This window comes from Limnothrix sp. FACHB-881 (assembly GCF_014698135.1).
GTDB lineage: Bacteria > Cyanobacteriota > Cyanobacteriia > CACIAM-69d > CACIAM-69d > CACIAM-69d.
Genome location: NZ_JACJSN010000001.1, coordinates 325,522 through 337,250, shown reverse-complemented (window position 1 = coordinate 337,250; position 11,729 = coordinate 325,522). Strand labels below are relative to the sequence as shown.

General features: G+C 56.6%; 14 protein-coding genes. 7 read left to right on the top strand and 7 right to left on the bottom strand.

Annotated elements, in window-relative coordinates; genetic code table 11:
* Window positions 1-94 precede the first annotated feature (94 nt).
* The 5 genes from H6G52_RS01480 to hypB all read left to right on the top strand — a co-directional run bounded on the left by H6G52_RS01480 (window position 95) and on the right by hypB (window position 4,343).
* Entirely contained in the window at window positions 95-340 is a 246-nt protein-coding gene (locus H6G52_RS01480; protein WP_190353934.1) for a HypC/HybG/HupF family hydrogenase formation chaperone, read from the top strand.
* Window positions 341-510: 170 nt separating this feature from the next.
* Entirely contained in the window at window positions 511-1,689 is a 1,179-nt protein-coding gene (gene hypD, locus H6G52_RS01475) for a hydrogenase formation protein HypD (RefSeq protein WP_190525951.1), read from the top strand.
* Between the two features lie 47 nt (window positions 1,690-1,736).
* The gene (gene hypE, locus H6G52_RS01470; RefSeq protein ID WP_190525948.1) at window positions 1,737-2,852 is read left to right on the top strand and encodes a hydrogenase expression/formation protein HypE; all 1,116 of its coding nucleotides are present in this window, start codon (window positions 1,737-1,739) and stop codon (window positions 2,850-2,852) included.
* A gap of 145 nt (window positions 2,853-2,997) precedes the next feature.
* Window positions 2,998-3,339: a hydrogenase maturation nickel metallochaperone HypA gene (locus H6G52_RS01465; RefSeq protein WP_099533379.1), complete on the top strand. Its 342-nt coding sequence runs from the start codon at window positions 2,998-3,000 to the stop codon at window positions 3,337-3,339.
* The gene (hypB, locus tag H6G52_RS01460) at window positions 3,330-4,343 is read left to right on the top strand and encodes a hydrogenase nickel incorporation protein HypB (RefSeq protein ID WP_190525946.1); all 1,014 of its coding nucleotides are present in this window, start codon (window positions 3,330-3,332) and stop codon (window positions 4,341-4,343) included. The genes H6G52_RS01465 and hypB overlap by 10 nt, the downstream gene beginning before the upstream one ends.
* On the opposite strand, the gene lipB is transcribed toward hypB, so the two are convergent.
* Window positions 4,340-5,068 carry a lipoyl(octanoyl) transferase LipB gene (lipB, locus tag H6G52_RS01455; protein ID WP_190525944.1) on the bottom strand — a complete coding sequence of 243 codons (729 nt, stop codon included), beginning with the start codon at window positions 5,066-5,068 and terminating at the stop codon, window positions 4,340-4,342. The two genes, hypB and lipB, sit on opposite strands and share 4 nt — an antisense overlap.
* Before the next feature lie 205 nt (window positions 5,069-5,273).
* Between lipB and hpf the strand changes: the two genes are divergently transcribed.
* The gene (hpf, locus tag H6G52_RS01450; protein ID WP_099533382.1) at window positions 5,274-5,873 is read left to right on the top strand and encodes a ribosome hibernation-promoting factor, HPF/YfiA family; all 600 of its coding nucleotides are present in this window, start codon (window positions 5,274-5,276) and stop codon (window positions 5,871-5,873) included.
* A 272-nt stretch (window positions 5,874-6,145) separates the two neighbouring features.
* On the opposite strand, the gene H6G52_RS01445 is transcribed toward hpf, so the two are convergent.
* Window positions 6,146-6,760 (bottom strand): DUF3122 domain-containing protein, encoded by a 615-nt coding sequence (locus H6G52_RS01445; protein ID WP_190525942.1) that lies wholly within the window; start codon window positions 6,758-6,760, stop codon window positions 6,146-6,148.
* Between the two features lie 376 nt (window positions 6,761-7,136).
* Here H6G52_RS01445 and H6G52_RS01440 point away from each other — a divergent pair, with 376 nt between their 5' ends.
* The gene (locus H6G52_RS01440) at window positions 7,137-7,736 is read left to right on the top strand and encodes a LexA family transcriptional regulator (RefSeq protein ID WP_099533384.1); all 600 of its coding nucleotides are present in this window, start codon (window positions 7,137-7,139) and stop codon (window positions 7,734-7,736) included.
* A gap of 28 nt (window positions 7,737-7,764) precedes the next feature.
* On the opposite strand, the gene H6G52_RS01435 is transcribed toward H6G52_RS01440, so the two are convergent.
* The 5 genes from H6G52_RS01435 to H6G52_RS01415 all read right to left on the bottom strand — a co-directional run bounded on the left by H6G52_RS01435 (window position 7,765) and on the right by H6G52_RS01415 (window position 11,712).
* Window positions 7,765-8,406: a molybdenum cofactor guanylyltransferase gene (locus H6G52_RS01435; protein ID WP_099533385.1), complete on the bottom strand. Its 642-nt coding sequence runs from the start codon at window positions 8,404-8,406 to the stop codon at window positions 7,765-7,767.
* A 75-nt stretch (window positions 8,407-8,481) separates the two neighbouring features.
* Window positions 8,482-8,742: a chlororespiratory reduction protein 7 gene (locus H6G52_RS01430; protein ID WP_099533386.1), complete on the bottom strand. Its 261-nt coding sequence runs from the start codon at window positions 8,740-8,742 to the stop codon at window positions 8,482-8,484.
* 148 nt (window positions 8,743-8,890) lie between these two features.
* Window positions 8,891-9,892 carry a chlorophyll synthase ChlG gene (gene chlG, locus H6G52_RS01425; protein ID WP_190353940.1) on the bottom strand — a complete coding sequence of 334 codons (1,002 nt, stop codon included), beginning with the start codon at window positions 9,890-9,892 and terminating at the stop codon, window positions 8,891-8,893.
* Between the two features lie 304 nt (window positions 9,893-10,196).
* The gene (locus tag H6G52_RS01420) at window positions 10,197-10,598 is read right to left on the bottom strand and encodes a hypothetical protein (RefSeq protein WP_190525940.1); all 402 of its coding nucleotides are present in this window, start codon (window positions 10,596-10,598) and stop codon (window positions 10,197-10,199) included.
* Window positions 10,599-11,124: 526 nt separating this feature from the next.
* Window positions 11,125-11,712, bottom strand: a complete 588-nt coding sequence (locus tag H6G52_RS01415) for a Uma2 family endonuclease (protein ID WP_370567651.1) — start codon at window positions 11,710-11,712, stop codon at window positions 11,125-11,127.
* Window positions 11,713-11,729 lie beyond the last annotated feature (17 nt).

Here is an 11,729-nt window from a genome sequence, read left to right as displayed (position 1 = left end):
ATCACGAGCCATTCAAATCACAAGCCATCAAAATCACAAGCCATATCACAAGCCATTCAACGCCAGCCCTTAGGAGTTATTGAGAGGTTTCAGGATGTGTTTAGCGGTTCCGGGCCAAGTAGTGGCCATTGTCAGTGGAGATCAACAGCTAGCCACGGTTGATTTGAGCGGTGTTCGGCGATCGGTCAGCTTGGCCTGTTTGGTCACGCCCGATCGCCCGATCGAGCAGTGGGTGGGGCGCTGGGTGGTGGTTCACGCGGGTTTTGCCTTGGAAGAGTTAGATGTGGCCGCAGCCACGGAAACCCTGACTTGGATCGATCGCCTGACAACGCCCGCGTGATTCAGTTCCCGCGCGATCCAGTTCCCGCGTGATTCAGTTCCCGCGCGATCCAGTCTGCCTGTCTCAAACCTTGTTCCAGAAACTGTGCCTTAAGAAGTCATTTCAAGAAGTCATTTGCTGAAGCAGTCATTACCCAAAAGCCGTTTGAAGAGCCGTTTCAGGAGTTTACGATGAAGTTTGTGACGGAATTTCGTGATCCCGCGTCGGTGGCGGGGTGGGTGCGGGAAATTGCCCATTTAGCGCAACGACTCGATCGCCCCGTGGCCCTGATGGAAGTCTGCGGCGGCCAGACCCACACCATCTTTAAACATGGCCTCGAAGCCCTGCTGCCGGAAACCGTGGAGCTGATCCATGGGCCCGGCTGTCCCGTGTGCATCATGCCTCGGGGCCGAATTGACGATGCGATCGCCCTAGCAGAACAACCGGGCATGATCTTTGCCACCTTTGGCGATGCCCTGCGAGTGCCCGGGGCGCGGGGCAGCCTAATGCAGGCCAAGGCCCGAGGGGCCGATGTGCGCGTGGTCTATTCACCCCTCGATGCGCTGACCTTAGCCCAAACCAATCCCGATCGGCCCGTGGTCTTTTTTGGGTTGGGCTTTGAAACCACCGCTCCCGCCGTGGCCATGACCATCCTGGCGGCGGCCCGCGCCCAGCAAGCCAACTTCAGCGTCTTTTGCAACCATGTGCTCGTTGTCCCGGCTCTGGAATTTCTGCTCCAGGCCAGCGGCTTGCGTTTGGATGGGTTCATTGGCCCCGGCCATGTGAGCGCCGTGATTGGCACTGATCCCTATCAAGCGGTGGTCGATCGCTATCAGAAACCGGTGGTGGTGGGAGGCTTTGAACCGATCGACCTGCTCCAATCGATTTGGATGTTGCTGTTGCAGTTGGTTGAAGGGCGCTGTGCCGTGGAAAACCAATATCACCGGCTGGTGAAGCCCGAGGGCAACAGCCCAGCCCTGGCCGCCCTGGCCCAGGTATTCACGGTGCGAGAGCAATTTGAGTGGCGCGGTTTGGGATCCTTGCCCCGATCGGGTTTGGCGATCGCTCCGGCCTTTGCGGCCTTTGATGCAGAACAGCGCTATTGCCTACCCAGCCAAGCCAGTGAGGATTCACCCGTTTGCCAATGTGGCCTCATTTTGCAGGGCAAGCTCAAACCCTGGGAATGCAGTGCTTTTGGGCGCGGTTGCACCCCTGACCATCCCCTAGGCGCTTGCATGGTTTCCTCCGAAGGGGCCTGCGCTGCCTATTACAAATACGGTCACGGGGGCCCCCGATCGCCCATAGCTGCACCCCGCAGATTTGCCGAAGCGTCCGCCCGCCCCCCGCTGCAATCAGAATTGGCCCGATAGCTGCATTGGCCCGATCGCCGTGATTTTCGCCCTCACCTCCTGATGCTATGGCTTCTTCTAATCATCCGTCCGATTCCCTCGCCACCCCCCCATCTAACGTGCTCGAGTTTCAACAGCCCCAGCACCGCACCCGATCGAGCGACGAAGGCTACATCACCCTGGCCCACGGCAGCGGCGGCCGGGCCACCCATAACCTGATCACTGATATTTTCCTAGAAACCTTTCGCAGCGATACCCTCAATGCGCTGGATGACAGTGCGCGGCTGGACTTAGCCCTGTTCATGGCCCGGGGCGATCGGTTGGCCTTCACCACCGATTCCTTCGTGGTGGATCCGCTGTTTTTTCCCGGCGGCGACATCGGCAGCCTGGCCATCAATGGCACGGTGAATGATTTGGCCGTGACCGGGGCCCAGCCGCTCTATCTCTCCTGTGGGTTCATCATTGAAGAGGGCACCCCGATCGCCCTGCTACGCCGCATTGCCCAGAGCATGAAACTGGCCGCCGACACGGCCCGTGTCAAGGTGGTGGCCGGCGACACAAAGGTTGTACCTCGGGGCAAAGGTGACCAGATTTATATCAACACCGCCGGGGTGGGTGTGGCGCGATCGAACCAAGTGCCCGGGCCGCGCTACCTGCAACCGGGTGATGCCATTCTGCTCAGTGGCCCCATGGGCGACCATGGCACGGCTATTTTGTTAGCCCGAGGAGACTTGGCCCTCGAAGCGGACATCACCAGCGATTGCCAGCCCCTGCATGATCTGGCGGCGGCCCTCTGTGAAGCTTGTCCCACCGTGCGGGCCATGCGCGATGCCACTCGGGGCGGTGTGGCGGCCGTGCTGAATGAATTTGCCCAAACCAGCCGCGTCAGCATGGTGCTCGAAGAGGCGGCGTTGCCCGTGCGGCCGCCCGTGGCCGCCGCCTGCGAAGTGTTGGGTCTCGATCCTTTGCACATGGCTAACGAAGGTCTGTTGGTGGCGGTAGTTCCGGGGGAATTTGCAGCTCGGGCCCTGATGGCCATGCAAATGCTGCCGGAAGGGCGGGAGGCCTGTTTGGTGGGCCATGTGACCAAGGCGGATCCACCAGTGGTGATTTTGCAAACGCGCTTTGGTTCTGAACGAATTATTGAGTGGCCGATGGGCGATCCCTTGCCTCGGATTTGCTAGGGCCGATTTTGCTAGGGCCGATGGATTCGGGCTAATTGGTTTGAGCTAATCGGGGCTAATTAGTTTGAGCTAATCGGGGCTAATTGGTTTGAGCTAATTAGTTTGAGCTAATCGGTTCGGGCCGATCGAACACAGGAGAAAGGCAATGCACGAACTAGGCATTACTCAGGAACTGGTGCGGTTGGCGCTGGCTCAGGCCCAAGGGGCCCCCATCCGCCGACTGGGTTTGGCCGTGGGGGCCCTGTCCGGCATTTCCACGGAGGCGATCGCCTTTTGTTTTGGCCCCTGCGCCATGGGCACGGCCCTGGAGGGGGCGGAGTTAGATATCACCATCGTGCCGGGCCGGGCCCGCTGCCACCATTGCGGCCGGGATTTCCCCCTGGATGATGTGGTGGGGATTTGCCCCCATTGCAACAGCTTGGATTGGGCGATCGAGGCGGGCCAAGACTTGATTTTAAAAACCTTGGAGATCATCCCATGTGCGTAACCTGCGGTTGTGATGAGGGGGCATCGGTCACGATCACCAACCTATCCCACAGTGAGCGGCCCCAAAGTAACCTACCCCAAAATAAGCTGACCCAATCCGAGGCGATCGATCCCGCCTTGGGCCACTCCCCGATCGGCTCCGATTGGCACAGTCACCAACATCCCGATGGTTCAGTGGTGGTGCATCGCCACGGGCCCGCAGCACCCAGCCCCAGCCCTGGTCATCACCATCATTCCCATCCTCACCATCACGACCATCCCCAGGCCGGTTTGGATCATCACCTAGCCGATCGCCCCTCTCTGACGGCAACGGATCCGGTCACCCAAACCCTGCACCTCGAAGCGCGGCTGCTAGACAAAAACAACCAACTGGCCGCCGCCAACCGCCAATGGTTCCAAACCCAGGGCATTTGGGCCCTGAACCTGATGAGCGGGCCCGGGGCCGGCAAAACAACGCTGCTGGTGAAAACCCTGACGGATTTGGCCGATCGGGTCTCCTTCGCCGTCATTGAGGGGGATCAGGCCACCTTGAATGATGCGGAGCGGGTGCGGGCCACCGGTTGCCCCGTGGTTCAGGTCAACACGGGCACGGGTTGCCATCTGGACGCGGCCATGGTGCAAGGAGGCTGTCAGCAACTGCAACCGCCACCGGGCAGCATTTTGGCGATCGAGAATGTGGGCAACCTGGTTTGTCCTGCGCTGTTTGACTTGGGAGAAGCGTCCCGGGTCGGGATTTTTTCGGTCACTGAGGGTGAAGATAAACCCCTGAAGTACCCACACTTGTTTCGGGCCTGCGATTTGGTGCTGCTGAGCAAAATCGATTTGCTGCCCTACTTACCCTTTGATCTAGACCGGGCGATCGCCGCCGTGAAGCAGGTGAACCCCAAGGCGCGAATTTTGCCCCTCTCGTCTCTGACCGGCGAAGGGTTGGCCGACTGGTACGACTGGCTTTTGGCTCAGCGAGATCGAGCCTGTCCTCTGGCCACCGCCGATTTGGCTCCCTAGGGCAACATCAATGCGCCCGCCGGTCGGTGGTTTGGGGGGCAGGGTTCCAAGCGCAGGCCAAACACCGCCGCAAACTGTTCTGCCACCACCGATCGCACCTGGGCCACCGTCAGGCCAGGTACAAAATCTGCCAATCGGCCCACGGGGCGATCGGCAATTCCACAGGGCACAATTTCCCGAAAGCCCACTAGCTCACAATCCACATTCAGAGCAAAGCCGTGCAGGGTCACCCAACGGCTGACCTGAATCCCGATCGCCGCCACCTTGCACCCCTCTAGCCACACCCCCGTCAGGCCCGGCAGTCGTTCCGCGCCCAAGCCCCAAGTCCCGATCGCCCGAATCAACACCTCTTCCAACTGGCGCAGATACCAATGGAGATCCGGTTGGTGGCGGCGCAAATTCAAAATCGGATAGCCGACCAACTGCCCAGGGCAATGGTGGGTCACCTCGCCCCCGCGCTCAATGGGCACTAACGGCACGGGATGGGTTGCGGGGTCAAACCGCACAAAGGCGCGATCGGCCCCACGCCCCAGGGTATAAACCGGCGGATGTTCCAACAGCATTAACCCATCGGGCAGTGTCGGATCCGCGATTCGATCGGCCTGCCACTGGCGCTGCCAACCCCAAGCCACTTCGTAAGCTGTGGTTTGCAAATTCAGTTGCCAACAGGGGGCGATCGGCCCGGCACTTTCCCCATTGGTTTCAGTAGCAGCATCACAAACCATAAACTCTAGCCGAATGCCCTAACCATAAAGCCCTAACCATAAAGATTGAGAATTGCCAAGGGGAGTTTGGTGATGGTTTGTGGGGAATCACTGAAGAAAAGGTCAAGAATCATCAACAGATGCAAAAGATTTTAAAGGAAATTCTTCCCCCGATCCCAAAGTGCTACGTTGAAAGTATCACCCATCTCGAAGGGGAGGAAGCTCTATGAAGCTTGTCATCCAGGGTAAAAACATCGAGATTACCGATGCACTGCGTGACTATGTTCAGCAAAAAATTGAAAAGGCCGTCAGCCATTTTCAACACTTAACTCTTGAAGTGGATGTGCACCTGTCGGTAGCTCGCAACCCCCGGATTGATTCTAACCAAACGGCTGAGGTGACCATTTACGCGAACCGCACAGTTGTTCGAGCTGAAGAAAGCAGCGAGAACCTGTATGCCAGCATTGACATGGTTGCTGACAAAATTGCCCGTCAACTTCGCAAGTATAAGGAAAAACATCAAGAACGTCGCCGCGAGCCGGTGAAGACCGCAGAAGTGCTGGGCGAAATGCCGGTCGGAACCATTATTCCGCCCCGAGAACCCGAGTTGCCGGCGGATGTGGTGCGGACGAAATACTTTGAAATGGCCCCGATGACGATCGCGGAGGCCCTGGAGCAACTGGAGCTGGTTGATCACGATTTCTTCATGTTCTGCAACTCAGAAACGGGTGAAATCAACGTGATTTATGAACGGAACCATGGCGGTTACGGCGTGATTCAACCCCGCAAGGCCCAACGCTTTGCCGAGAACTCTTCCGCTGCTTAGAGGTTGCTTGAAAAGCATCTGGAAGCGCTTGCTAAATATCTGCTAAATACCATAGCCCTTAGGGACAAGGGGCTTAAGCCCCTTGTTGTGGATCGAGCAAGCTGCCTACCAAATTTAGCTTTTTAAACACCCGCTGAGACTGAATTAGCCAACTGAAGATTACTCCTTCATGGGTAATTGATTCAGCAGCAATTTGTTGAACCATCCTTGGACAATTCAGACTTGCAATTAGGGTCTGTTGAGTATCCTATGCCACCACAATTTTGACTGCCTCAAGCCTTGGGACATCCTGATTTTTGAAGCATTTTCCACTCTTGTAAAACAAAAGGCGGTACGGGAATTTCTGCCTGATCAGCATCACCGACGGGGATGGTTAATCGCAAAATACCTAATTGATTTAACCGACCTGCCACGGAATCAAATTCATATTCTCCGGTGTTGAGGGCTAATGAATCGATCGGGAACTGATCCGCAAGCTGGGCAACGGCCCCTGTGGAATTGGTGACGATTAAAGATCGATCGCGATTGACCCGCAAACTGGGAAACCCAACCACCCGCAACCGAAATCCTGTTGTGGGTGGTTGTCCGTTGGCCGCTTCGCCAAACAACACCAATTGCCAACTACGATCGCGCTGATCTCGCAGGGACTGCAACGATCGACACAAGACCCGATCGCCCGAAAGGGGATAGGGATGCAGGCTCGCCATCGCGGGTTCCGGCATTAGCCCCCAACCCCAAAGCACAACCGCCAACAACAACCCCAAGGCCTTGCCCAACGCAGGCCAACCCATCCACCAGTCGGGCAATTGGGGCGATCGAACGCTTCCTTTGTCTGTTTGGATATTTTGACTCTTTTGGCGATTCATAATGCTTTCCCAAATTCTCATAATTCTTCTCAATTCTGTGGAGTAACTCTTTCGGGCGATCGTGCTAGTCTAAATTCGTGTACTGCAATCAATGCGTTGATAGCAATTCAGCAACCCCAGCAAAGAAATCCAGGTCAAGAAATCCAAGCCAGGAAATTCAAGCCAGAAAACCCAAGCCAAGATTTCAGCAACCTAAAATCAGCAGCGTCAAGTCAGCAAACGCCAAATCAGCAAACGCCAAACCAACTGGCTATCTGGTAAATGTTCGGGCAAGTTTTGGCCCTGGCGCTGAACCCGATGGGGGCAGCAAAATCGCCAACAAACTCATGGCCCACCGCTGCTTTCTTAGCTTACCGATCATCTTCAAAATTCAGCATATTCAATCCAAGGAGTCACTATGACCGGTCGAGGCGGTCGCCGTCCGGGCGCGGGTCGTCCCAAAGGCACAGGTAAATATGGCGAACCCACCAAAGCGGTTCGACTGCCGATCAGTTTTGTCGATCGCCTGCCGGAACTCCTGGCCCAATGGCAGCTTGATCAATTGGAAACGGAAGCCATCGCCGATGGCCGGCTCCAACGCATTGAAGACCACCCCACGCCACCCCTGCGCCTCTATGAAATGCCGGCGGCCGCTGGGTTACATGCCTTTGCGCCCCAAGAGGACACGGAACCCGACGCGATCGACCTGAACACCTATCTCAGTCGGCATCCCAGCGAGTCTTTTTTGGTGCGGGTCACGGGGGACTCCATGATCGGCATTGGCATCTATCCCGATGACATGCTGGTGATTGATGCCTCTGAGGCGGATAACGCCCAGACGGGACAAATCGTACTGGCGTTGGTGGATGACAAGGTAACGGTCAAGCGGCTACAAGTGCTGGATGGTCGCATTTTCCTGCATTCCGAAAATCCGATCTATGCCCCTTTGCAAATCACCGAAGGGATGGTGTTTAAGATTTTGGGGATTGTGGCCAGCGCCATTCACCAATTCCGCTAACTGTTGATTAACCCAGAGCAATCTGATCCTAGTCTTCTGAGACCGGGGCCCGGTGACGCAAAAAATCTTGCAGATCCTGAGGGCTGTTGCAGTTGCGCAAGGTAGCCGCCTCCAGTGTCGTCAGCGGTAGATAAATGGCTCGCTGTTCCGTCGCCAGTTGGTCTAACCAGGCCTGAAACGATCGCCCGCCTTGATCAATAAAAGTCCGCAGTTGGGGCGCGATCGCGGGTCGATATAGCCCACACAGGGGCTCCCAACCGCGATCAGTGCGTGGAACCAGCGCCACTTGCTTAGAACTGAGGGCATGGCGGCGATCGAGCCAGGAACGACAAACGGGCCCATCCAAACAGGGTAAATCGCAAGCCAGCAGCCACACCCAGTTAATGTCGGTTAGGTCTCGGGCCGCGCGATCGAGCAACTCTGAAAAAGCCAACAGCGGCCCCCGATCGGCCGCCGACTCCCGCCACCAATCCACCGGCAAGGCAGCCGTGGCGGGATGGGTTTGGTAGCGTTCCGGCCAGGGCGAAAAAATAATTGGTCGGCGTTCCGTCACCGAAATGGCCACCTCACAAACCCGATGGAGCATGGGCTGTCCGTTCCAAGGCAGCAACACCTTGTCGCGCCCCATTCGGCGACTTTGACCACCTGCCAAGATTGCTGCCTGAATCATGAGTGCTTATCCACCTGCGGGCCATGGTTCTCAGTGATGAGCACAATGCTCCCGGGCCATCCCTGAGTCTCCAATTTACTTTGCCAGGCGGACGGCATACCACTGCAAGAATCGATCGGGGCCCAAGTCCAGCTCGCAGGCTTCTTCAATGAGCGATCGCACCCGCGCTTCCGTGGTGGTCAACCGTTGCAAGTCACGCGGCAGGCGATCGCCCAAGGATTCCACCACGCCGGTCAGTTTTTCGCGCAACTCCTCCACGGACAAAATCACCTCGGGCTGATTGGTTTCGAGCACGACAAAATATTCATTTTCTTGATACAGCATTGCATCAGCCATTGATCGTTTCTCCTGCTCGAAAAAACCGTTTTTACCGTCCCAAAATGCAAAGGGCGCACGGCGGTGCGCCCCTACCAATCATCCCAAAACTCTTGGGGCAAGGGGCTTAAGTCCCTTGTCTGGTGCTGGCTTGGATTGGTGATCTGATCTAAATTCCAGCATGACCCATGGCTAGGCCAGCCACCAACATTCCTAACACCAAAAAGGGCTGAGCACTGGCTTGATATTTCACATCATTCTTCAGCGGATCGCGCAGGAAATACATATCCTGGAACACGATTTGCGGAATGATCAACAGACCCAAAATTGAGGCGTACAAATTCTCATGCAGGCTGACCAAATAGCCCGCAATACCGATTTGGAAGGTGTCGATCATGGCCACACAAATCCAAGCGGCCGTGCCAATGCCGAACATCACAGGCAGGGATTTCAGACCCAAGGTGCGATCGCCCTCCACGCTCTTGAAGTCATTGACGATCGCAATGCCCAAGCCCGCCAAACTATAGATCAGCGTCACCACCGCCACCGTCGGCGTGAGCGTGCCAAACAGCGCCTGGCCCGCCCACCAAGGCAGGGCGATATAGCTCGCGCCGAGGGCGTAGTTACCGAGCCAGCCGTTTTGCTTCAGCTTTAGGGGCGGTGCGGAATAGATATAGGAGACGATCGAACCGCCGATCGCTAAGGCCGTGATGATTGGGAATTCGTGACCCGACCAGCGATCGAGGATGTAGGCCACGCCGATGCCCCCGAACAGCAACACCAAAATTTGCGTCACCACCTGCGGAATCGAAATTGCGCCGGAGGGAATCGGGCGATAGGGTTCGTTGATCGCGTCAATTTCCCGATCGTAGTAGTCGTTGATCGTTTGGGTGTAGCCCGTCAGCAACGGCCCCGACATCAACATACAAAGCGCCGATTTCAGGAAATTCTCCAGCGTCCATTCATAATGCCCCGAGGAAGCCGCCCCGCAGACCACGCCCCAAATCAGGGGAATCCAGGTGATCGGCTTCATCAATTGCAGGCGAATTTTCCAAATATTGGTTTCCCCGCTGGCGGCTCCCTTCATCCCCAGCATTTGCCGGGTCTTGGAGCCGCTGTCTTCGGCGGGGGTGGGCGTTTCGATCGCCTCGGTGTTGGGTTCGGTGGTCATGGTTCGATCGATGGGTTGGATCTTGCTTGTCGTTGGGAGCCATGGTATCGCGTCTGCTCTCCCACTCAACCCGCCGTCAGCGTGGAATTAAAGAGCAAGACTGCCGATTGTTGCCACACAAACTGCGCCCAATTCCTATTAATACTAATTGCGCTAGAACGGAGGAGCGCCTGATTTGGTGTTGTAATCGGACGTAATTCTTCACGCAATTTGGATTGGATGAGATCGATCGCCCTATGGCCGAACCTCCCCCACCATCTTCTTCAGAGTCATCACCCAATGACTCCTCTAATCCCTTGTCAACTCACCGTGAACTGCCATCCCTTGCTGACAGCATGGCAGCACAGACCCAGCCTAAGCACCTGTCACCGACGCGATCGCCCCCGAAAGCGACAGCCTCTCCCGCTGGTATTGCAGCTCCCCCACCAGAGCAGAAACCAACCGCTCCATGGGTCATGTTTTTGGTGCGCTTTTTAGCAGGGGCACTCTTTGGACCGCTTTTAGCCATTACCTTGGGCGTTGTTGGCGGTGCAACAACCGGCAGCAGTTTGCTCACAATTATGCTCGTGTCCGGCAGCATCATCGGCTTAATGTCGGCAATTGGCGGAAAGAGCTTTTGGATGTTCCTATCGCGCTGTTTGCGGGTCATCTTTTTCATGCGCTGATCACCCTTCGAGATCACCATGCTGTTTTCTTGCAAAAACAACAAACAAGTAGGGGCGTACAGCGGTACGCCCTCCGCCAGGGTCTCTCGTAGATCTCGCTTATCGGAGAGTGCATGGCGATGCGCCCCTACGGGAATCGATCAGCTTTGTCCGTTTCGCTGCTGTTTGTTGGCTGAGCGATCGGGGGCATTTCAGCCCAACAGAGCCGTAATTTGACCCAGCAAGCCGTTGATCGCACTCGATAGGCTGGGAAGAATTTGGGATATGGCTTTAAAAAAGCCAATCGATTTGTCGGCGGCTTCTTTATCGCAGAAAAATCGTAGGGTGCATGGGAGCAAGGCCCAATGGTCACGAAACGCTGCATTTGTTCTCCCATGCACCGAAAATTGATCGCCACCCAACCGATCGAGAATCGTCGTTGCAGGCGTGACGGGTGGCGGTGCATGGGAAATGAATGGGGATTGTTATGGCCTGCCAAGCGTTCTTCCATGCACCCTACGGGCGTTTCGTAAGGGAAAAGGGATGCCGCTAGTATAAGCAACCCACTCAATGCCCGTCTCTCTTGGGTTAGCCCCGCTCCGTTGACGCAGCACCCGCCAGCCAGCCAAAGAGCCGATCGCCCGTCAAATTGAGATCCAAGTCCGGCAACACCGGCAACCGATCGCCCCCGGCCAGTTCCACCGGAGCGCGATCGGGCAAAAACACCACCACCACCCGATCGCGCGGCAACACCAACCATCCCAACCGGCTGCCATGGGCTAGACAATGCGTGAGATTCCGAATCACACGGGTTTCGCCCTGGGCCGGCGACAAAATCTCGATCGCCCAAGCCGGAGCAAACTCAATCCCTTCAGTAATCACCATTCCTTGGGAGTCGATCGGCAACTCAGCGGTTTTCAGCACCGACAAATCCGGCACGATCGACCGATCGCCAAAGGTACAACGCAACTCCGGCAACGCTTCCCAACCGGAGGCGATCGCATTAATCGCCACCGCCAACCGAATTTGCAGCCGACTATGTTGAACTCCGGGCATAGGTTTTTGGTGGGCTAGGCGATCGTGAAATTCCCAAGCGGGCGATTCGTCAATTTCCGGCCGCCGCAAAAAGTCCGCCAGGGTCAACGTAGGGGTGATGGTTGGCAGCGTTATGGCCACATTGCCTCCAGGGTGGA